A 24,359-nucleotide genomic window follows, 5' to 3' on the forward strand; every position below is an offset into this window, starting at 1 on the left:
TTTTTATTATTTTTGTTACTGGAAAGATTTAGTTTTAAGTTTACGCTTATGATAGGTATATCAGAAAAAGAGAAAAGAATCAAAAAGCAACTTATAGTATGATAAGTAGACTATAAGTTGCTTAACGTGGCGGAGCCACTTTTTTTATTTAGGAAAGATAATATTTTAAAGAATGAATTATATATACAATACTATTTAGTTACTAACTAAAATTTCCATTCATTTATAGTATTAAAATATGCTGTGTAACTTCAAAAAAGTAATTTTTATATTTACCCAGTAAAGATGAATAAACTAATAGCATGCTTAGTTTAATAGTATGTTTCTGAAGTGAGTTCCAGTTGATAAGAACTATAAATTTTTCAAATAAGGTATGTTCTATAAGAATGTTGAGTTTTCAGCATGGTGATGGAAGTGATGTGGTTCACATTTAGGATATGTAAAATCAAAACCTATATAATTGTTAAAGATATTTTCCATACAACCCTTTAAATCTATTTTGAAATCTAGTATCATAACCACGTAATACCAGGTTTACTAGGGTGTTAAGATTTGAAGAAGGTACCTGTGCAAAAGATAACTTCTCCATTTCTTCATCTTGAGGATAGACTTGTCCTAGGATTGGATCAATAATATATTTACAAGCAATCACTATTTTTGCCTCATTAAAGATCCATTGTAATTGTTTGCTATTGAAATTCATCTTTTGATTCACTTCATTCAGCTGTTTTGTCTGTGATTCGTGCTGAGATGTCAAAGATTCGGCTAACTACAGATGCGAATAGCTCTGTATCAATGTACTCTGATATTTCAACTGCAGAATTTCCTATATGTACAATCATAAAAGGAATACAACTCTTTTTAGATACATGACGAAAAACTTTAAAAAATTATATTTAGAAGTCTTAATAAAGATTAAAATAAGACGATGTATAAATAGGGAGAATATAACAGTTGATACAAATATTGATACATTAACAGCAATAGGGTATTTGAATAAAGCAAATAATAATTTATCTAAGGCATTAGAATGATTATCATCAGGATATAAATTAATTCCACGGGAGACAACCTAGTAGGATTGATAATCGCAATAAATGGGATATATAGTCACAGGGTTGAATCAGGGAGAAAAAATACATTTGATGATAATTCACTTCAGATTGGCGTTAAGGGATAAGTAAATAAGGAGGATAAAGCTTTATATTCTTAAAATTAAACAAAAAAAATATATATACTAGCTGTGAGGACATAATAATGAAGAAAAAAATTTTTGTTACGAGGACATCTATGCCGACATATGAGGAATATATTGAAAAAATACGGCCTCTTTGGGATTCACATCTTATTACTAATATGGGGGTATATCATAGGGAGTTAGAGGAAGAGTTACGAGAGTACTTACAAGTTCCATTGTTGTCTTTAATGGTAAATGGTCATATGGCACTGGAAATGGCAATTCAGTCATTTGATTTTCCGGAAGGATCAGAAGTTATAACTACGCCATTTACTTTTATTTCAACGACGCATGCAATAGTTAGAAATCATCTTTGTCCAGTATTTTGTGATATTAAAGAAACTGATGGGACTATAGATGAATCGCAGATTGAAAATTTAATTACGGAAAAAACAGTAGCTATTCTGCCTGTACATGTTTATGGAAATGTCTGCAATATAGAGGCTATAGAGCATATTGCATGGAAATATGGGCTTAAAGTGATTTATGATGCAGCTCATGCATTTGGAGTAAAATATAAAAGTAAAGGAATTGGTGCTTATGGAGATGCTTCTATCTTTAGTTTTCATGCAACAAAAGTATTTAATACTATAGAAGGTGGAGCAGTTACATTTTCAAAACCTGAAATATATGAAAAATTATATAATTTAAAAAACTTTGGGATTCGTGGCGAAGAAATAGTAAGTGATATTGGTGCTAATGCTAAAATGAATGAATTTTGTGCAGCAATGGGCTTATGTAATCTTAAGTATATTAATAAAAGCTTATCCGAAAGAAAGAAGAAATATGAATATTATAAGAATGCATTAATGGATATCAAAGGTATAACTTTTTTTGAGGAAAATGATGATGTTTGTAGAAATTATTCTTATTTTCCTATTCGTATTACTGAAGAATATCATATAAATAGAGATCAATTATATGATTTATTAAAGGAAAATGATGTTTATTCAAGAAAATATTTCTATCCTTTAACAGCTGATCAAGTATGTTTCAAAAATAAGTACAAATATAATGAACTTAGTAGAGCACGAAAGATTGCATCTCAGATTTTAACTTTACCATTTTATGAGGAAATTCAACTATCAGAAATGGATAAAATTATATCTATAATAAGTAGATAAAGATAAGTTATGAAGTTTTTTTCATAATAAGATATGAATTAAAGAGAAAGGTTTTACTTAATGAATACAATAGGTTGATTTAATATAATTAAGTATATTTTTAAAATTGAAATAAAAAGAGGGTATTTTTATGAATAAAGTTCGATTAGCAAGTACATCACTAATGATTACTGAGTTTTGTACATTAAAATGCAAGCTATGTTTAGCATATGTACCATATTATGATAAACCAAAGATGTTATCTTTTGAAGAAGCTCAAAGTGTGTTAGAAAATTATTTTCAGATTATAGATACAGTTGACAAATTTTCAATCACAGGAGGAGAACCGTTAATCAATCCATATATTAATGATATTATCCAGTTAATATTTAAATATGAGGATCAAATTAGTAAAGAGATAATACTGATAACAAATGGTACGATTGAATTATCAGAAAAACTGCTATCAGTATTATCACAAAGTAAAAAAATAAAAATAGTAGTTAATAATTATGGAGACCTTTCAAAATATGCAAAAACAAATTATATGAAATTGAAGGAACATAATATAAATGCCATTTTATATACTGAGGAAAATCGAGTTGAATGGATAGATTGTAGAGATCATAATTTAAAACATGCTACTAAAATAGAACGTGAGAAACAGGCTAGTAGTTGTTACTTTTTTACAGGAAAGAAGTATATTATCAATAGAGGGCAATTACATACATGTACGCGATCTTTTTACAGGATATATAAAGAATTGATTCCGTTTACAGATGCAGATTATATAGATTTGTTAGATGAAGGGATAAGTACTGAAGAAAAAAGAAAGCATTTAGGTAATTTATTAAGGTGCAAAAGTACGACAGCATGTGCATACTGCGATGGAAGAACGGAAATGACGCAATTGTATCCAGCAGCTGAACAAATTAAATAAATAATATTAAAATAATGTAAGGAGATATTGTGTGAATAAGAAAACAGTCTATATTTATTTGCAGTCTTATGAAAGTGGATTTAAATATTTAAAAAGAGCTTTAGATAGTATAAAAGAACAGACATATGAAAATTTTGTATGTTTAATATACGATAATTGTTCGGGAAGTGATACAAGAGATTTTCTTAAGGAATATGTTAAAGAAGATCATAGATTTCGCTTGACTTTCTTTGATGAAATTAGTGAGCAACCTATTGGATGGAGGTATGGAATTCCTGAAATATTAGCGTTATGTAATGGAAAAGAGGGATACTATTGTAGAGTTGATGCAGATGATACACTAGAACCTAATTGCCTTGAGACTATGATTAATCATATTGAGCAGGACAATCTAGATATGGTGTGTGGTAGTAGTAGATTTTTAGATGCAGAGAATGATACTGAATTAAGTGTACGTTCAATAGAAAAAAATATTATTCTTGAGGGAGAGTTATTTGGAGACTTATTTAAAGAATATTATCAAATTATGAGAACTCATTGGGGAAAGCTGATTAAGTTGTCTGTACTAAATGAGATGAATTTATCAAACCTTACAGTTGTTCCTTATGGGGCAGATACTTTATTTGTTAGGGAAGCATTATTAAGATGTAAACGAGTAGGGATTATTAAAGATGTAATATATAATTACTATTTATATAATGAAAATCGTAATTATAATTCTGATAGAAAGAGGATTATTGCTCCTCAGATATTGTTTGATAGAGATTCTAGTTATTTGATGCAAAAGTGTGGGGAAGTTTCAAAAGCTAATACGAATCTTTTATTGCACGTATATTATTGTGAATCTAAAGATGTAATAAATCTCATTATTTCTGGAGCATTTGGTGATGTAAATAAGATTCTTTTAATGTATGATGTAATTAGCTGTAATGCAACACGTTCATTATGTAGGATAGGGTATAGTAGTAAATATGCTGAAGTTGGTGAATGGTTAATAAATCAAGATGTTTTTGAAAATGAGGAAGTTACAAGGAAGGCAGCAGAAATGTTCGCTATCATTCATTATATTCCTAAGAAATTGGCAATGTATGATGGAATAAGATTATATCAATTATTGGTTGATATCTATAAGTTTTGGGATTGCCCTATGCTGAAAGTAGCAATTGAGAATTATATACTGCAAATAGTAAGACAAGAAGCATTATTACAGAGCAGTACTCTTTTTTTCGCTACTCAATATAAGCAGTTGATTAGTGCTGTTTTAAATAAGCAACTTAATGAAGGCGTGGCCTTAGTTAAGGAGTATTTAGAAAATGAACAAGGATATGTAAATAAGAGTAGAAATATTCTTATAGAGCTTGGATTAAATATTGCAGCACTTAAAGAAGATGAGAGAAACTTCATTTATATGAAAAAGAAACAAATTGAACTATTTCTAAAGATAGATAGAGAATTTGCGGAGAAAGAATTATATGACTATCTGGAAATATTACCTGGGGATAAAGAATTATTAAGTATGAAAGCAGTGTTAGAAGATGAAAAGTGATGCTGAAAATATATAGAATTTTAGGAAGAAGAGTATAAAAACAATTATCATTATAATTATTAAGTTAAAGGAGTTTTTATGAGAATTGCCATTATGCAACCATACTTATTCCCTTATATTGGATACTATTCATTGATAAAGAACTCAGACCATTTTGTTTTCTTTGATACACCACAATATATTCGAAAAGGATGGATTAATCGAAATCGTATACTTAGTTGTTCCAATGAGCCTATTTTTTTTACAGTACCTATAAAAAAATGTAGTAGGAATACTGCAATAAACGCTGTATATATTAATGATTCTATGTCATGGAAAGAAAAAATCTATGGTCAATTAAGTATATATAAAAATAAAGCGCCATACTATGATGATACACTAGAACTGATAAAAACAGTTCTAGAATCAGAAGAAAAATCCATGTCAGAGTTAGCCATTAATAGTATAAAAATTACATCAGAATATTTAGGGATTGATAAGAAGTTTGATGTCTTTTCTGAAATGGGAATGAATGATATCCAAGTAGATGCACCAGATGAATGGGCATTGTATATTACGAAACGGATGGGGTATGATACATACATTAATCCACCAGGTGGAAAAGAATTTTTTGATTCAATGAAATATGAGCAAGAGAAGATTAATCTATTTTTTTTAGAACAAGAAATTATTCCTTATAAGCAGATTTATGGAGATTTTATACCTGGATTATCAATTATAGATGTTTTAATGTTCTGCAATATTGATGAAATTAACGATATGATGAATTATTTTAAGATGATTTAAAGTAGCTATAGAAATAACATATATGAGAGAAGGAGAAATATTATTTTGAAAGTAAATGTAAAGAGAACAGCATTGAATGTTGCGGGCGCTTGTAATCTGAATTGTAAGAACTGCTTAGCATTCATTCCGTACTATAAAGAAAAATGGGTTATGAGTTATAACGAAGCAAGTAAAATACTAAAAAGATATTTTGAGGTAGTAGATACAGTTAATAGGTTTACAATAACAGGAGGAGAACCACTGTTAAATCCGGAAATAGCAAGAATATTAAATGAGATGAATAAGTATAAAAATCAAGTAAATGCAAGTATAGATTTTGTAACTAATGCATCATTAAATATACCTGAAGAGGTGCTAGATTTCTTTGAGAATAATAAAGAACATACACGAATTATTCTCAGCAATTATGGACCTGATTTATCTGTAAAAATAGATGACATAGAAAGAGAATTAATAAGAAGAGGTATCACATATAGAATCAGCAAATTTACTGGAAGTGGCTTGTATTATGACGGATGGATTGATTTCTCTGATCACACATTAAAACATAAAACACTCGAGAAAAGAGATGAGAATGGAGCAAAATGTTTACATGGATCAGGAAAGTACTTTGTAATCAATGATGGATGTATACATAGATGCTCCAGATCTTATTGGAGAATCAGAAATAAACATATTCCAGCTATTGAGGGGGAATATGTTCCTCTTATGGATGATTCTGTATCCCTTGAGAAGAAAAAGGAACTATTAGTTGGAATGCTAAATCAAGTAAGTGTGACATCATGTGCGTATTGCGTTGGGTTTAGAAATGATGTACCTAGAGTGGAACCAGCAATACAACTTAAAAGGTAAGGAGGATTTTTAGTATGAATAAAAAGATATTAGTTACTGGTCTTTGTACATTGCATTGGGGAAGATTGCAATATGGAAATGTGGGTAATTATTATATTGTAGAACCATTATTTCGCTTATTACATTCATTTTTCCCAGATTATGAGATAGTGACTACTTTTCAAATGGACGATGAATTTATAAAAAATGAAAAAATTAATGTATTACCAATGGAACTATATTATTCTTGGGATGGGAATGATGTGACAAAAGCATTGAATGATCTTCAGAATACTTATGATATCTTAAAATTAGGTGAAAATGGAAAGACAATTGAAGCAAATCCTTATGTGAAAATTGTAAGTGAATGTGAATATGTCATAAATGTTTCAGGAGATATGTGGGGAGATAATGCGGAGCATGTAGGTAAAGATCGACTTTATGTTGATTGTTTAAAGATGCAAGTAGCACAGCTTCTGGGTAAAAAGACTATTTTATATGCAGTTACTCCAGGTCCTTTTCAGAACGTAAAAGGCGCTGATTTAGCTAAAGAAGTATTTGAAAAGTTTAGTTTAGTTGTGATTCGAGAAAAAGTGTCCTTAGAAAATTTAAAAAGATGGGGATTAAAAACAGACCATGTTATTTATGCCCCTTGCCCATCTTTTTTATTTGAGGCAGATTGTTCGTATGAGTCGAAGTGGACTAAGATGATAGATCAAGTTAAAAGTAATGATCGGACAGTTGTGGGGATGACCTTTGGCGGATTTAATATGCCAGAGGGACCATATGATATGTGGCCACGTTCTGAAAGTCAATATGAGAATTTTAGAGAAATTGTAGAACATGTTATTAAGGATTTAAATGGAGACATCATATTATTTTCTCATACAAATGGATTTGATCTTCCACCTAACTTTAAGTTAAAGAATGGAAGAGACTTCGATATATTAAATGATTTTTACCACATATTAATAAAAAGTAGACCTGAATTAAAGAAACACATCATATTAGTTAATGAACCTTTAGTGCCTAAGAGACTTAAAGCAGTGATTGGTAAGTTTGATATGCTTATAACTGGAAGAGTACACGCATCTGTAGCAGCTATAAGTCAGTATGTACCTACTGTATTTGTTGAATATGATCAGCGCATAATATATAGTGATAAAATGTTTGGTTTCTCTCAACAAGTGGGATTAGAAGAATATGTTTGTGCTCCAGGAAATTTAAATGAGTTTAGAAATAAAGTTGATCGTTGTTTTGAGGAGAGAGAAATGATACATAGAGACTTATGTGTTATAATACCAGAATTACAAACGGCAGTTAAGAAAGTATATGAGGTTATTCAAAATGTTTGAGGTTTCTTTTAAATGGTGTAGTGGGGAATTATATAAAAACAAAATAGAAAAGTTTTTATATGAGATAGATGAGCACATGATTCCTAGTTTATCTTCCCGTGTAAGTATTTTAAAGTATGCTGATAAAATTGCTAAATGTGCTGATACTGTGTTTGGATACTCTGATAATTTAGGTGAAGAGGTAGCAGCCTGTTCAGTATACTGTAATAATGAGATAGCTTTTATTACTTCGTTTGCGGTAAAAAGAGAATATACAAACAAGCATATTGGATCAATACTCATGAATGAAGTGGTTAGACGTTGTAAAGAGAGAAAATGTGTGGAAATACAATTAGAAGTGTATGATGAGAATAGATATGCAAGGATGTTCTATATGAATAGAGGATTCATCGAAATTAAGTCGTTGGAGAGAAGCAAGATATTACAGTTGGTACTTTAAAGATATACAATTAGAGATTTAGTGGATGTGAACTGACACAAGACATATACAAAAAATAGTTTGGAGTGTTTTTAGTTTTATTTCAAAAATAAGCCAAGAAAGTCACTTAAGACTAAAGCTTATAATTGAGATAGACTATAGAGGAGTCTCATTAATTATAGTGAATGCTAAATAAGGGTAAGAGAATTCTCCAGATGTTTAAATTATATTATCTAATTATTTTAAGAAACAAGATAAGATAGTAAAACACTTACAAGACATTGTGCCATCTTACAAAGAATGTGCTAAGGACTTAAAAATATAGTAGATGCTAAATAGAGGCGCTTATAAAATGTTGACAGCGTGTTTTGAATATGATAGAATAATATCTGTTAAAAAGAATACTGTACCGCAGACAGTAGGTGCCGATAAGGCATAACGTATACAACCTACCGAGGTCTTATATAAATGGACGGATGTATAGCCACTTTGCCTGCGGAAAAAGAGCAAAGTGGTATTTTTTTGTTTAATATTAAATATTTGTGCCAGTAAATATTAATATTAAACTTGGTATCAAATCAAGGAGGTGCAACAATGGCAAAAGTAGAACAAAAACAAGTGGTTGTTAACCAAATTAAAGAAAAACTTAACGGAGCTTCTTCAGTTTTATTAGTAGACTATCGTGGTCTTACAGTAGAACAAGATACACAACTTCGTAAAGAACTTCGTGAAGCTGGTGTTGAGTACAAAGTATACAAAAACACTATGGTAAACTTTGCTATTGAAGGAACAGAGTTCGCTGAGATCTCTAAAGATCTTGAAGGACCAACAGCTATCGCTATTTCTTATGAAGATGCAACAGCAGGTCCAAGAATTCTTGCTAAAGTAGCTAAAGCTAACGAAAAATTAGAATTCAAAGCAGGTGTTGTAGAAGGTAACTACTACGATGCTAAAGGTATGATGGCTATCGGTAATATCGCTCCTAGAGAAGAATTACTTGGTCGTTTACTTGGAAGCTTCAAATCACCTATCGCAAGTTTCGCACGCGTTATCAAACAAGTTGCAGAAAAAGAAGCGTAAGATTAGGTATTATCTGCAACACTTTATAAGTGACAACATTTATAGATTAAACAAATTAAAAAACAATATCAGTTATAACATAAGTTATAATTAAAAATTACGGAGGTGCTTACAATGGCAAAATTATCAATCCAAGAAATTATCGATGCAGTTAAAGAATTAACTATCTTAGAATTAAACGAATTAGTAACAGCTTGTGAAGAAGAATTCGGTGTATCAGCAGCAGCAGGAGTTATGGTTGCAGCAGGTCCAGCTGGAGCAGCAGCTGAAGAAAAAACAGACTTCGATGTTGAATTAACAGAAGCTGGTTCAGAAAAAATCAAAGTAATCAAAGTTGTTCGTGAAATCACAGGTCTTGGCTTAAAAGAAGCTAAAGAAGCTGTAGATGGATGTCCAAAAGTTCTTAAAGAAGGCGTTGCTAAAGAAGAAGCTGAAGCAATCAAAGCTAAACTTGAAGAAGTTGGCGCTAAAGTAACATTAAAATAATTCACGTTATCAGTGTTACTCTAAAATAAAAAAGGTAGCTCTTGGAGCTACCTTTTTTATTTCCTATTAATATAGGGGAGTGACCTTGAAACATAAAAATAACGATGCTATGATGAAAACGCATAACATCGCCATATGAATAAAATACGGTTTTTTTATAGTAGAAATCTGTTTTTTGAAAATATGTACGTAAAATAAGAAAAAAGGTTGACTTAACCTTTTTTTTGTGATAGCATTATAAAATGCGTTAATATGCTATCTTGCTACGCATTTTTTTCTTTAGTATAGCATATTGACTAACTATTTACAATACATATTCTAATATTAAGTGTTTTTAGACAAACATTTTAAACTAGAATATGTCACATTTTAAACCTATTTTGAAACAATGCAGTAATATGCATTATTTATAAATTTTGCAAGGGGTGAGGAACACATGCAAAAATCTAAAATGCGCCCAGTAAATATGGGTAAACAAATTCGCATGAGCTACGCTAGAACAAAAGATGATGTTGTAGAAATACCTAATCTTATCGAACTTCAAAGATCTTCTTATGAATGGTTCTTAAAAGATGGTCTTAAGGAAGTATTCGAAGACATTTCTCCAATCACAGACTTTAATGGAAATCTCATTTTAGAATTTGTGGATTTTTATTTAGACAGCAAACCAAAGTACACAATTGAAGAATGTAAGGAAAGAGATGCTACTTATTGTGCACCTCTTAAAGTAAAAGCACGTCTTCATAACAAAGAAACAGGAACAAGCGTTGATAGTGAAGTATTTATGGGTGATTTCCCACTTATGACAGAAAACGCTACATTCGTTATTAATGGTGCAGAACGTGTTATCGTTAGCCAGTTAGTACGTTCTCCTGGTATTTACTATGATATCGCATTCGATAAAACAGGTAAAAAATTATTCTCTGCATCTGTAATCCCTAACCGTGGTGCATGGTTAGAGTATGAAACAGATTCAAATGATATTTTCTATGTACGTGTAGACCGTACTCGTAAAGTACCTATTACAGTATTATTACGTTCATTAGGTCTTGGGACTGACGCAGAAATTATCGAGAAATTTGGTGAAGAGCCAAAAATCCTTGAAGCTATTCAAAAGGATACAAGTAAGACTTATGAAGAAGGTCTTTTAGAAATGTACAAACGTATTCGTCCAGGTGAACCACCAACAGTGGACAGTGCGCAAACACTTCTTAATAATATGTTCTTCGATCCAAAACGTTACGACCTTGCAAAAGTTGGGCGTTACAAATTCAATAAAAAATTAGCACTTCGTAATCGTGTAACAGGTCTTACACTTGCAGATAACGTTATTGATCCATTCACAGGTGAAATCGTTGCTAGCGAAGGTGATAAAATCACAGTTAAACTTGCTAATGATATTCAAAACACTGGTATTGAAGCAATCTTCGTAACAGTACCTGGTCAAGAAAATCCTGTAAAAATTCTTACAAATAGAAGTGTAGATCTTACTCACTTTGTAGATGTAGATCCAGCAGAACTTGATATCAAAGATACTGTTTATTACCCAGTACTTGAAGAAATCTTAGAAGAATATCAAGATATTGATGAGATTAAAGCAGCTATCAAAGCTAGAAAAAATGATCTCGTACCAAAATCAATTACATTAGATGATATTTTTGCATCTATTAACTATAACATGCACTTAGAATATGAAATTGGTCTTACAGATGATATTGACCATTTAGGAAATAGACGTATTCGTGGTGTAGGTGAATTATTCCAAAACCAATTCCGTATTGGTCTTTCTCGTATGGAAAGAGTTGTACGTGAAAGAATGACTATCCAAGATCAAGAAGCAGTTAGTCCACAAGCGTTTATTAACATTCGTCCTGTATCTTCTGCAATCAAAGAATTCTTCGGTAGTTCACAATTATCTCAGTTCATGGATCAAAACAATCCACTTGCTGAGCTTACACACAAACGTAGATTATCAGCTCTTGGACCAGGTGGCCTTTCAAGAGAACGTGCAGGGTTCGAAGTTCGTGACGTTCACTATTCACACTACGGCCGTATGTGCCCTATTGAAACACCTGAGGGACCAAACATCGGTCTTATTAACTCACTTGCTACATTTGCGCGTATTAACGAATATGGTTTCATTGAAGCACCATACCGTGTAATCGACAAAACAGGTGATGAACCAAGACTTACTGATGAAGTAATCTACATCACAGCTGATGAAGAAGAAAAATACACAGTATGTCAAGCAACAGAAGAATTTGATGAAAACGGTCACTTTATTAATAAGAGAGTAACAGCTCGTCATGGTGACGATATCCTTGAATACGATTACAAAAAAATCGATTTAATGGACGTTTCTACAAAACAAATTGTATCAGTTGCGACAGCACTTATTCCTTTCCTTGAAAACGATGATGCTAACCGTGCCCTCATGGGTGCCAACATGCAACGTCAGGCTGTACCACTTGTTCGTACAAACAGCCCAATCGTAGCTACAGGTATGGAGTACAAAATCGGTTTAGATTCAGGTGCTCTTGCTATTGCTAAAGAAGATGGTGTTGTTGAAAAATCAACAGCTAAAGAAATCGTTATTAAAGATAATGAAGGTAAAAAACACTCTTATAAATTAGAGAAATTTGAACGTAGTAATGCTGGTACATGTATTAATCAAAGACCAATTGTAGATAAAGGTGATATCGTTAAAAAAGGTGATGTTTTAGCTGATGGACCATCTACACAAAATGGTGAACTTGCTCTTGGTCAAAATCCACTTATTGGATTCATGACATGGGAAGGTTACAACTACGAAGATGCTGTTCTTCTTAGTGAACGATTAGTACAAGAAGATATCTATACTTCAATTCATATCGAAGAATATGAAGTTGAAGCACGTGATACTAAAGTTGGACCAGAAGAGATTACAAGAGATATTCCTAACGTAGGTGAAGATGCTCTTAAAGATCTTGATGAAAGAGGTATTATCCGTGTTGGTGCAGAAGTTCGTTCAGGAGATATCTTAGTAGGTCGTGTTACACCAAAAGGTGAAACAGAACTTACAGCAGAAGAAAGACTTCTTCGTGCAATCTTCGGTGAAAAAGTAAGAGAAGTTAGAGATACTTCACTTAGAGTACCTCATGGTGAAGCTGGTATTATCGTAGACGTTAAGATTTTCACACGTGAAAATGGCGATGAGCTTGACCCAGGTGTTAATAGAATGGTTCGTTGTTATATTGCTCAAAAGAGAAAAATCTCTGTTGGGGATAAAATGGCTGGTCGACATGGTAATAAAGGGGTTATCTCAAGAGTACTTCCAGTAGAAGATATGCCATTCCTTCCAAACGGTCGTCCTCTTGATATCGTTCTTAACCCACTAGGGGTACCATCACGTATGAATATCGGACAGGTACTTGAAATCCACTTAAGTCTTGCTGCTAAAGCACTTGGTTTCAAAGTTGAAACACCAGTATTCAACGGTGCAACTGAAAAAGACATTATGGATACTCTTGAAATGGCTAACGATTACGTTAACTGGACATGGGAAGAATTCGAAGCAAAATGGTCACCAAAAGTTAAACAAGAAGTAATTGATTACCTCTATGAAAACAGAGATCACCGCGACGAATGGAGAGGTGTTCCTCTTGATAGAACTGGTAAAGTTCGTTTAAGAGATGGTAGAACAGGTGAAGAATTTGATAACCCTGTAACTATCGGATTCATGCACTACCTCAAACTTCACCACTTAGTTGATGATAAAATGCATGCACGTTCAACAGGTCCATATGCTACAATTACACAACAACCACTTGGTGGTAAAGCACAATTCGGTGGACAACGTTTCGGAGAGATGGAGGTTTGGGCACTTGAAGCTTATGGTGCTGCTTACACACTCCAAGAAATCTTAACAATTAAATCCGATGACGTTGTGGGTCGTGTTAAAACTTACGAATCAATCGTTAAGGGTGAAAATATTCCTGAACCAGGTATCCCAGAATCATTCAAAGTATTACTTAAAGAACTTCAATCACTTGGTCTTGATATCAGAGTGTTAACAAGTAACATGACAGAAGTTGATATTAAAGAAACAACTGAAGATGGTGAAGGCATTGCACCAAACGTTGAAGTACTTGAAGAAAGTGCTTTAGATGATGGTTATATCGAAGAAAACATTGATGACTCAGATGCGGAAGCAGAACCAGATTTATTCGATGATAATATTGAACTAGATTTTGAACCAGAAGATGATATGATCTTTGAGGATGATTCATTAGGTGATTTAGATTTATAAAAGTATGAAGGGAGTGCATAGCATGTCAAACATGGATCAAGCTATCTTCTTTGAAAAAATTAAGATAGGACTTGCTTCCCCTGAAAAAATCCGCGAGTGGTCACGAGGAGAAGTAAAAAAACCAGAAACAATTAACTACCGTACACAAAGACCAGAAAGAGATGGTCTCTTCTGCGAAAGAATTTTCGGACCTAGCAAAGACTGGGAATGTCACTGTGGAAAGTATAAGAGAATTAGATATAAAGGCGTAGTTTGTGATCGTTGTGGCGTTGAAGTTACAAAAGCAAAAGTACGTCGTGAGAGAATGGGGCACATTGAACTGGCTGCTCCAGTATCTCACATTTGGTACTTCAAAGGTATTCCAAGTAGAATGGGTCTTATCTTAGATATTACTCCAGGTAAACTTGAGAAAATCTTATACTTCGCTTCTTACATTGTATTAGACCCAAAAGATACAGGTCTTGCCTACAAAGAAATTTTAGGCGAAAAAGAATTTAGAGAAGCTGAAGAGAAATACGGTGCAGGCTCATTTGTTGCTGAAATGGGTGCTGAAGCTATCAAAAAACTTCTTCAAGACATCGACCTTGAGAAAGAAAGTGCTGAACTTAAAGATCAGCTCAGAACTACAACAGGTCAAAAAAGAGTTCGTGTTATCAAACGTCTTGAAGTAATTGAAGCTTTCCGTTTATCAGAAAATAAACCAGAGTGGATGATTATGGATGTAGTACCAGTACTTCCTCCAGATCTTAGACCAATGATTCAACTTGATGGTGGACGTTTCGCAACATCTGACCTTAATGACCTTTACAGAAGAGTTATTAACCGTAACAACCGTCTTAAAAGATTACTTGATTTAGGAGCTCCTAACATCATCGTAAGAAATGAAAAGCGTATGTTACAAGAGGCAGTTGATGCACTTATCGATAATGGTCGTCGTGGTAAACCTGTAGTGGGTCCTGGAAACAGACCACTTAAATCATTATCTGATATGCTTAAAGGTAAATCAGGTCGTTTCCGTCAAAACTTACTTGGTAAACGTGTTGACTACTCAGGACGTTCAGTTATCGTAGTAGGGCCAAGTCTTAAAATTTATCAATGTGGTCTTCCAAAAGAAATGGCGATTGAGTTATTCAAACCTTTCGTTATGAAAAAATTAGTATCTGATGGTATTGCACACAATATCAAAAATGCTAAACACATGATTGAAAGATTACAACCACAAATTTGGGACGTTCTTGAAGAAATCATTAAAGAGCATCCAGTAATGCTTAACCGTGCTCCTACACTTCACCGCTTAGGTATCCAAGCATTCGAACCAATCCTTGTAGAAGGACGTGCCATTAAACTTCACCCACTTGTATGTACAGCTTACAATGCTGACTTCGATGGTGACCAGATGGCGGTTCACGTACCATTATCAGTAGAAGCACAAGCAGAATGTAGATTCCTTCTTTTAGCACCAAACAACCTTCTTAAACCTTCTGATGGGGCACCAGTTGCTGTACCATCTCAAGATATGGTTCTTGGTATCTACTACCTCACACTTAAGAAAGAAGATGAGGAGTATGCTACTCGTGAAGCAGTAGGAGAACTTACAGATAAAGATGAGCTTGAAGAAGTAACAAAAGAAGATGGAACAGTAGTATATGTTAAACGCCAAATTGGCTCAGGCAAATATTTCCATGATGAAAAAGAAGCGCTTCTTGCTTATGACAATAAAGTAGTGACACTTCATGCACCAATTCATGTACGTCATACAGTAATGGTGGATGGTGAAATGCAAACAGGTCTTACAGAAACTACAGTTGGACGTATTATCTTAAATGAAATTATGCCACAAGACTTAGGTTTCGTAGACAGAACTAAAGAAGAAAACAAATTCAAATATGAAGTTGATTTCTTAGCCGGTAAAAAAGAACTTGGTAAGATCATTAAAAAATGTATTAACAAACATGGTGCAACACAAACAGCTATTCTATTAGATAACATTAAGGACTTAGGTTATAAGTTCTCTACTAGAGGGGCGCTTACAGTATCTGTATCAGATATGACAGTACCACCAGAAAAACCAATGTATCTTGAAGAAGCTCAAAAAGCAGTAGATCATGTAACTAAATTATTCAGACGTGGTCTTATGACAGATGAAGAACGTTATAACAAAGTTATCCAAGCATGGAACGTTGCCAATGATAAGATTACAAAGGCGCTTCTTGATAACCTTGGACGTTATAACAATATCTACATGATGGCTCACTCTGGTGCCCGTGGTTCTACCAACCAGATTAAACAGTTAGCTGGTATGCGTGGTCTGATGGCATCTACATCAGGTCGTACAATCGAGCTTCCTATCAAAGCTAACTTCCGTGAAGGTCTTACTGTACTTGAATACTTCATCTCAGCTCACGGTGCTCGTAAAGGTCTTGCCGATACAGCGCTTCGTACAGCCGATTCAGGATACCTTACACGTCGTCTTGTAGACGTTTCTCAAGACGTTATCATTCGTGAACAAGATTGTCACGAACATCATCCAGATGAACCAATTCCAGGTATGTGGGTTCAAGCTTACAAAGATGGTTCAGAAGTCATCGAGCCACTTAGTGAACGTTTAAGTGGACGTTTCACAGCAGAACCAATCGTTCACCCAGAAACAGGTGAAGTAATTGTTGAAGCTAACAAAATGATTACACCTAACCAAGCTGAATATATTGAATCAATCGGTATTACAGGTGCACGTATCCGTAACGTACTTAGATGTAAATCTAAGATGGGTGTATGTGCTAGATGTTACGGTGCAAACATGTCATCTGGTAATGAAGTAAGAATTGGTGAATCAGTAGGTATCATCGCTGCTCAATCAATCGGTGAACCAGGTACACAGCTTACAATGCGTACTTTCCATACAGGGGGTATTGCCGGAGACGATATCACTCAAGGTCTTCCTCGTGTCGAAGAGTTATTCGAGGCACGTAAACCAAAAGGTCTTGCGATTATCTCAGAAATCGATGGTATCGTATCAATTACAGATAACAAGAAAAAACGTGAAGTTACAATCACAGATAATGAAACAGGTAATGTAAAATCGTACGTAATTCCTTACGGTTCAAGAATCAAAGTTACAGATGGTATGTCTGTAGAAGCTGGTGATGAGCTTACAGAAGGTAGCGTTAACCCACATGATATCCTTAAAATTAAAGGTGTTCTTGGGGTACAACATTACATGATTCAAGAAGTACAACGTGTTTACCGTCTACAAGGGGTAGATATCAATGATAAACATATCGAAGTTATTGTTCGTCAAATGCTTAAAAAAGTTAAAATCGAAGAAAACGGAGATACAGATTTACTTCCAGGAAGTTCAGTTGATATCTTAGACTTTGAAGATGTAAACAAAGAAGCAATTGCTAAAGGTTTACAGCCAGCAGAAGGTAAGAATGTACTTTTAGGTATTACAAAAGCATCTCTTGCTACAGAAAGCTTCTTATCAGCAGCCTCATTCCAAGAAACAACTAAAGTTCTTACAGAGGCAGCTATTAAAGGTAAAACAGACCCACTTATCGGTCTTAAAGAGAACGTTATCATCGGTAAACTTATTCCAGCCGGTACAGGTATGGATAGATACCGTAAACTCGACATCGAGATGGTTAACGACTAATAAATTAAAGTGGTATTTAGAAGGTGAAAGCTTTCTAGATACCACTTTTTGTAGTTTATATAAAATAATCTAAAGTATAGTAAGATGTGATATAATAAAATATAGTAATAAATTTAGGCCATTTGGGAAAATATATGGTGAACAAATTATGAGGTGAGATGATATGTATAATATAAGAAAATTAGGTCCAATTTTATTGGGAACACTGTTATTAACAGTAGGGTGTAGTGCAAGTCCAGACAAGCTTATGAGTGAGGTAATTGAAAACATGAATGGTACAAGCAGCTATACGTTAGTTGCAAATACTAAAATGACAACAGATATTGAGGGACAGGCTGCTGTTACAATAGATAGTACATATGAAACTAAAGGAACAATATCTCCAGAAGCACTACTTAGTATAACAAATACGACGACTTTAGAAGCTGATGGGACAAATGAAGAAGAGACTAAAGTCAGCTATATAGAACAAACAGAAGATGGGATTTGTTACTATGAACAACAAGGGGAAACGTGGTATAAGATTACTGTAGATGGTATGGATATGCTAGGGGATATGGTCAAAACACCTAGTAAAGTGACTAAAAATTTCATGAAATACCTAAGTGAATATGAAAAATTAGGAGAAGTAGAAATTGATGGAAAGACTTGTTATGAAGTGCTAGCAAAGGTGCCAGCAGAGAAGTTCTTAGATGTAATTGAAGAAGTTAATAATATTCAAGACCTAGGTTTAAGTTTAGATGCCATAGAGATGATGAGTGCTAAACAAGAAGAATTTGGGGGACTCATGATTAAGTTTTATATCGATAAAGAGAGTAAGACTTTAGTGAAACAATCTATGGATTTAAGTAATATGATGAAGATTGGTTTACAGGGAGAATTTAAAAATCAAGGTAGTGAGGCGGCAGTTAATGGGGTAGACTGCAAGATGGAAATAGTTTATGAAGATATCAATAATACTACTGCTGTAGAGATACCAGAAGAAGTACACAGTGCACAAGAACTAGAATAAGGGATTTAAGGGAGCTACTATGAAATTATTTTCGTAATAGCTCCTTTTAAATTTTTAAGTATACTAGCGAAATATTTTGTGATATCTCTTTGATATTGCAGCAGATTTGGAGAAAAGGGAAAAATAGGGAGTTGTTTTTAGGGGGGTAAGCTTGTTATATTATAATAATGAACTTACAATAGGAGTATTAGAGAAGAGGTTTGGTGAGAATGGAGGAAAAGATGCAAACAGAAACAAGAGCATTCTTTGATGTTTTAACAGAGCTTAAAGTAGATGAGAAGCTTTATAATATATTTCGTGATGTACAGGTTAGTCGTGTTGTTCTTAATGAGAAAAGTAATGATTTAACTTTTTATATTACGAAAGATGAATTGATTAAAAGAGTGGATATTGTTAAGATGCAAAACAATATTAAAAGTAAAATGTTTATGAATGCGCCTATTGGCATTCATTTTAAAGAAGTTTATGACTTACCAGAGGCCTATACTTTAGAGCAACTAGTAGGAGATTATAAAAGTAGTTTGCTTACAGAGATAAGTGAGAAGAGTCATATGTTATATGCACTTATTAAAGATTCTGATTGGAAAGTACATGATAATGTCGTGACATTAAATATGGATAATAGTTTACTTGCAAAACGTAAATCCGATGAGCTTAGAATATACTTAGAAGAAGTTTTTAAAGAGCGTTTTAAAATGGAGGTACGTTTTCTTTTTGACTTTGTGGATAGTGAAAATCCTCAGGCTTATGTTGTGGAAAATGAGACGAAGCTTAAGGGTGAAGTTGTTCATGTCATGGAAAATATTAAAGAGATAGATGATAAACCAACAGCCGGCAGCGAAGAAAAGCCAGCTGAAGAAAAAGAAGGCTTTGAAGTCCAACCTAAGATGACACGGAAGAAGACTCCATTAGATCCAGACGTATTCTTCGGTCGTGAAGTAGAAGGTGAGATTGCACCAATTGAAATGATTGTTGATGAAATTGGTGAGGTAGTTATTCATGGTAAGATCCTTAGTATTGATACCAGAGAAATTCGTATGGAAAAAACAATTATTATGTTTGATATTACAGATTTCACAGATACTATTACTGTGAAGTTATTCGTTAAAAATGATGAGCTTGGAGATGTTCTTGCAAAGCTTAAGAAGGGTAACTTCTATATTGTAAAAGGGATGGCCATGTTTGATAAGTTTGATAAGGAGGTAGGAATTAGTTCTGTAAAAGGTATTAAACCGACTTCTGATTTTACTGTAAAGCGTATGGATGATAGCGAGGAGAAGCGTGTCGAACTTCATTTACACACTATGATGAGTGATATGGATAGCGTTGTAGATATCAAGAAGATGATTGATCGTGCGAAATCATGGGGCATGCCAGCTATTGCGATTACTGATCATGGTTGTTTACAGGCTTTTCCAATTGCCAATCACTGTGTTTCAAAGGATGAGCCTTTTAAAGTTATTTATGGGGTTGAAGCTTACTTTGTAGATGATTTAAAAGAAACTGTTATTAATTCTAAAAATCAAAGTTTAACTGACTCATATGTTGTATTTGACTTGGAGACGACAGGGTTTAGTGCGAAATTTAATCGTATTATTGAGATTGGTGCAGTAAAAGTAGTAGATGGTCAGATTGTAGATAGCTTTAGTGAATTTGTAAATCCTGGCGTACCTATTCCTTATGAGATTGAACAACTTACAGGAATTAATGATACTATGGTAAAAGACGCTGCCAAAGTAGATGAGATTTTACCTAAATTCTTAGCATTCTGTGAAGGGTCCGTAATGGTTGCACATAATGCGGAATTTGATATGAGTTTCGTTAAAGCTAATGCGGAAAGGTTAAACTTACCATGCGAGTACACGATATTAGACACGGTTGCCTTAGCGCGTGTACTAATGCCTCACTTAGGAAACTTTAAACTTAATAATATTTGTAAACATTTAGGTATTAGTCTTGAAAATCATCACCGTGCTGTAGATGATGCCACAGCTACTGGCGAGATATTTGTTAAGTTTATTGAAATGCTTCATGAAAAAGAAATCTATTATTTAGATGAGATTGAAAAGTTGATGGAGATTTCAGATGAATATATTAAGAAGCTTCCGACTTACCATGGCATTATATTAATTAAGACAGAGACGGGTCGTATTAACTTAAACAAACTTGTCTCAGCTTCTCATTTAGACTACTTTAACCGTAGACCACGTATGCCCAAGAGTTTAATTCAAAAGTATCGTGAAGGATTAATTATTGGCTCGGCCTGTGAAGCAGGAGAAGTATTCCAGGCAATTATTAGAGAAAAGGATGAAGCAGAAGTTGCAAGGATTGTTAATTTCTATGATTATTTAGAGATTCAGCCTATAGGAAATAATAGCTTTATGCTTAGAAGTGATAAATATGCAGCTAGCACAGAAGAAGACCTTAGAAATTACAATCGTAAAATTGTAGAATTAGGAGAAGAATATAATAAGCCAGTTGTAGCGACTTGTGATGTACACTTCTTAGACCCGGAAGATGAGATTTACAGACGTATCATTATGGCCGGTAAAGGATTTAAAGATGCAGATGATCAGCCGCCTTTATATTTACGTACAACTCAGGAGATGTTAGAGGAGTTTAGCTATTTAGGTGAAGAAAAGGCAAGGGAAGTTGTTATTACAAATACCAATTTAATTAATGATCAGATTGATAGGATCTCTCCTGTACTGCCAGATAAGTGTCCGCCAGAAATTCCGAATTCAGACGAGACACTGCGTAAGATCTGTTACGATAAGGCACATGAGATTTATGGACCTGAATTACATGAAGTAGTTAAAGAAAGATTAGAGAGGGAACTTCACTCCATCATTAGTAATGGATTCGCCGTAATGTATATCATTGCACAGAAATTAGTATGGGATTCCAATGATCATGGTTATCTCGTAGGGTCAAGGGGATCTGTAGGATCATCCTTTGCAGCAACCATGTCAGGGATTACCGAAGTTAATCCATTACCACCACATTATATTTGTCCGCAGTGTTATTATACAGATTTTGATTCGCCTGAGGTAAAAGCCTATGCCGGAAGCTCAGGTTGTGATATGCCAGATGCTGTTTGTCCAAAATGTGGGCATGCACTTAATAAAGAGGGACATGATATTCCTTTTGAAACCTTCTTGGGATTCAAAGGGGATAAAGAGCCGGATATTGACCTTAATTTCTCTGGAGACTATCAAGCCAAAGCACATAAATATGTAGAGGTTATTTTTGGAGAAGGCAAAGCATTTCGTGCAGGAACTATAGGTACAATGGCTGAAAAGACAGCTTTGGCCTATGTGTACAAGTACTATCAGGAACGACAGGTGCATAAACGATATGCAGAAATGAAACGTATTGCAGAAGGCTGTACTGGTGTAAAACGTACAACAGGACAACACCCAGGCGGTATTATCGTAGTACCATATGATCATGATATTTATGAGTTTACTGCGATTCAGCATCCTGCTAATGATATGACAACCCCTATTATTACGACGCATTTTGAGTATCACTCAATCGACCATAACTTGTTAAAACTTGATATTCTAGGTCATGATGATCCGACGATGATTCGTCGACTTGAAGATATAACAGGTATAGATGCCAAGACGATTAAATTAGACGATAAGGATGTTATGTCCTTATTCCATAGTACAGAGGCACTTGGCATAAAACCAGAAGATATTGGCGGTATTAAACTAGGTTCATTAGGAATTCCAGAGTTTGGTACAGATTTCGTTATTCAAATGGTACTTGATGCGAAGCCAAAGAGTTTCTCTGACCTTGTACGTATTTCTGGACTTTCTCATGGTACTGACGTTTGGCTTGGCAATGCCCAAGCACTTATTGAAGAGGGAAGAGGAACCATTTCTACAGTTATTTGTACCCGTGACGATATTATGACATATTTAATTAATCAAGGTATGGATAAAGGACTTTCTTTCACCATCATGGAAAGTGTACGTAAGGGGAAAGGGCTTAAAGAAGAATGGGAAGAAGCTATGCTTGAGCACGGTGTACCAGATTGGTATATCTGGTCATGTAAGAAAATCAAATACATGTTCCCGAAAGCCCACGCAGCAGCTTACGTTATGATGGCTTGGCGTATTGCTTGGTATAAAATACACTATCCATTAGCATATTATACAGCTTTCTTTAGCATTCGTGCGTCTGCCTTTTCATATGAAATGATGTGCTTAGGAAAAGAAAGACTTGAATATCATATGAAGGAACTACAAAGTAAAGGTAAAGAGAATCAGACAGCAAAAGAACAAGATACTTTAAAAGATATGCGTATTGTTTATGAGATGTATGCACGAGGATTTGAATTCTTACCAATAGATTTAGCGATTGCTGACGATAAAAAATTCCAAATTATAGACGGTAAAATTATGCCTTCTTTAAGTTCAATAGATGGACTTGGGGAAAAAGCAGCAGAAGCAGTAGTTGCTGCTGTTAAGGATGGCCCATTCCTATCAAAAGAAGATTTTAGAAATCGTACAAAAGTAAGTAAGACAGTTGTAGATAAGATGTCAGAACTCGGTATTTTAGGAGATTTAACTGAATCTAATCAATTAGACCTGTTTTAAAAATAGGAGATTGGGGTAGACTATAGGTAAAGTTCGCTAAAAACCTCGCCAATAAATAGAAAATAAATTAACATAATTTACTTAGAGAAAAATGAGGAGAAATAGCGTATAATCTTAAGTGTCGATGGGAACAAAAAATCCTTTAAAATAGTCTTGACAAGTTAAAACAAGAGTGATAGACTAGGTCAGTGTGTAATAGTATGCATAAAAATGAACCTAAAGGGGGATTTATGTTGTACCATTTAAGCGACACAATTCAAATTGTGGGAACAAAACAAACTTTAAAACAGTTAGAAAATGACAGTGTTAAAGTTGTATTTGTTGCTAAAGACGCCGATGACAAAGTTACAGGTCAGGTGGTGGCGCTTGCAAAAGCGAAAAATGTTCAAGTCGAATTCATCGATACGATGGAGGAACTTGGAAAAAAATGTAACGTAGAAGTAAAAACTGCAGTCGCAGCAATTATAGCGTAAGAAGGAGGTACCAGAATGCCAACATTTAACCAATTAGTTCGTAAAGGTAGAAAAGAGATTGAAAAGAAATCAACTGCTCCAGCGCTTCAAAAAGGGTTCAACTCTTTAAGAAAACGCCCAACAGATATTTCTGCACCACAAAAAAGAGGTGTTTGTACAGCTGTTAAAACAGCTACACCTAAAAAACCTAACTCTGCTCTTCGTAAAATTGCCAGAGTACGTCTTACAAACGGGATTGAAGTAACAGCTTATATCCCAGGTGAAGGACACAATCTTCAAGAGCACAGTGTTGTATTAATCCGTGGTGGTAGAGTAAAAGACTTACCAGGTACACGTTACCACATCATCCGTGGAACACTTGATACAGCTGGTGTTGCAAACAGACAACAAGCTCGTTCTAAATATGGTGCTAAAAGACCAAAAGCTAAAAAATAATTTAGCTAAACTTTTAGAATTTAATAATTTAACAAAATTAATTTTTAATCAGAAATTAATTGGTGCCCAACTTACGATATAAAGCTGACAATTCAGATTTTAAATAG

16 protein-coding genes and 1 other annotated feature are annotated in these 24,359 nt (G+C 34.0%); of the genes, 15 read left to right on the plus strand and 1 reads right to left on the minus strand.

The genetic code is table 11. The features are described from left to right. Positions 1–463: 463 nt before the first annotated feature. Positions 464–757, minus strand: a complete 294-nt coding sequence (locus AC1VAQ_RS09735; protein WP_479903857.1) for a hypothetical protein — start codon at positions 755–757, stop codon at positions 464–466. Positions 758–1,257: 500 nt separating this feature from the next. On the opposite strand from AC1VAQ_RS09735, the gene AC1VAQ_RS09740 reads away from it, so the two are divergent. The 15 genes from AC1VAQ_RS09740 (at position 1,258) to rpsL (ending at position 24,252) form a co-directional block, all read left to right on the plus strand. After that, on the plus strand, positions 1,258–2,361 hold the full coding sequence (locus AC1VAQ_RS09740) for a DegT/DnrJ/EryC1/StrS family aminotransferase (protein WP_479903858.1): 1,104 nt from the start codon (positions 1,258–1,260) through the stop codon (positions 2,359–2,361). Positions 2,362–2,491: 130 nt separating this feature from the next. After that, positions 2,492–3,280 carry a radical SAM protein gene (locus AC1VAQ_RS09745; RefSeq protein WP_479903859.1) on the plus strand — a complete coding sequence of 263 codons (789 nt, stop codon included), beginning with the start codon at positions 2,492–2,494 and terminating at the stop codon, positions 3,278–3,280. 31 nt (positions 3,281–3,311) lie between these two features. Beyond that, on the plus strand, positions 3,312–4,826 hold the full coding sequence (locus AC1VAQ_RS09750; protein ID WP_302600044.1) for a glycosyltransferase family 2 protein: 1,515 nt from the start codon (positions 3,312–3,314) through the stop codon (positions 4,824–4,826). Between the two features lie 78 nt (positions 4,827–4,904). Next, complete coding sequence (locus AC1VAQ_RS09755) at positions 4,905–5,612, plus strand: WbqC family protein (protein ID WP_302600043.1); 708 nt, start codon at positions 4,905–4,907, stop codon at positions 5,610–5,612. Between the two features lie 45 nt (positions 5,613–5,657). After that, a complete protein-coding gene (locus AC1VAQ_RS09760) occupies positions 5,658–6,464 on the plus strand; it encodes a radical SAM protein (RefSeq protein ID WP_302600042.1) in 807 nt (268 codons plus the stop codon). A gap of 14 nt (positions 6,465–6,478) precedes the next feature. Next, positions 6,479–7,798 carry a polysaccharide pyruvyl transferase family protein gene (locus AC1VAQ_RS09765; RefSeq protein ID WP_479903860.1) on the plus strand — a complete coding sequence of 440 codons (1,320 nt, stop codon included), beginning with the start codon at positions 6,479–6,481 and terminating at the stop codon, positions 7,796–7,798. Next, positions 7,791–8,237: a GNAT family N-acetyltransferase gene (locus AC1VAQ_RS09770; RefSeq protein WP_302600040.1), complete on the plus strand. Its 447-nt coding sequence runs from the start codon at positions 7,791–7,793 to the stop codon at positions 8,235–8,237. Before AC1VAQ_RS09765 ends, AC1VAQ_RS09770 begins: the two co-directional genes overlap by 8 nt. A 370-nt stretch (positions 8,238–8,607) precedes the next feature. Further along, positions 8,608–8,746 (plus strand) — a sequence feature (ribosomal protein L10 leader region). A 64-nt stretch (positions 8,747–8,810) separates the two neighbouring features. After that, entirely contained in the window at positions 8,811–9,296 is a 486-nt protein-coding gene (rplJ, locus tag AC1VAQ_RS09775) for a 50S ribosomal protein L10 (protein WP_302597334.1), read from the plus strand. A 114-nt stretch (positions 9,297–9,410) separates the two neighbouring features. Beyond that, on the plus strand, positions 9,411–9,782 hold the full coding sequence (gene rplL, locus AC1VAQ_RS09780) for a 50S ribosomal protein L7/L12 (RefSeq protein WP_302597333.1): 372 nt from the start codon (positions 9,411–9,413) through the stop codon (positions 9,780–9,782). Positions 9,783–10,218: 436 nt separating this feature from the next. Further along, positions 10,219–14,070, plus strand: a complete 3,852-nt coding sequence (gene rpoB / locus AC1VAQ_RS09785) for a DNA-directed RNA polymerase subunit beta (protein WP_302597332.1) — start codon at positions 10,219–10,221, stop codon at positions 14,068–14,070. Positions 14,071–14,092: 22 nt separating this feature from the next. Next, a complete protein-coding gene (gene rpoC / locus AC1VAQ_RS09790) occupies positions 14,093–17,722 on the plus strand; it encodes a DNA-directed RNA polymerase subunit beta' (protein ID WP_302597331.1) in 3,630 nt (1,209 codons plus the stop codon). Positions 17,723–17,885: 163 nt separating this feature from the next. After that, positions 17,886–18,734, plus strand: a complete 849-nt coding sequence (locus tag AC1VAQ_RS09795) for a DUF6612 family protein (RefSeq protein ID WP_302597330.1) — start codon at positions 17,886–17,888, stop codon at positions 18,732–18,734. Positions 18,735–18,943: 209 nt separating this feature from the next. Beyond that, positions 18,944–23,344, plus strand: a complete 4,401-nt coding sequence (locus AC1VAQ_RS09800) for a PolC-type DNA polymerase III (RefSeq protein ID WP_303243990.1) — start codon at positions 18,944–18,946, stop codon at positions 23,342–23,344. 200 nt (positions 23,345–23,544) lie between these two features. Beyond that, positions 23,545–23,817: a ribosomal L7Ae/L30e/S12e/Gadd45 family protein gene (locus AC1VAQ_RS09805; RefSeq protein WP_302597327.1), complete on the plus strand. Its 273-nt coding sequence runs from the start codon at positions 23,545–23,547 to the stop codon at positions 23,815–23,817. A 15-nt stretch (positions 23,818–23,832) separates the two neighbouring features. Next, positions 23,833–24,252 (plus strand): 30S ribosomal protein S12, encoded by a 420-nt coding sequence (gene rpsL / locus AC1VAQ_RS09810; RefSeq protein WP_302597326.1) that lies wholly within the window; start codon positions 23,833–23,835, stop codon positions 24,250–24,252. Positions 24,253–24,359: the final 107 nt, after the last annotated feature.

Source organism: Cellulosilyticum sp., from assembly GCF_982396655.1.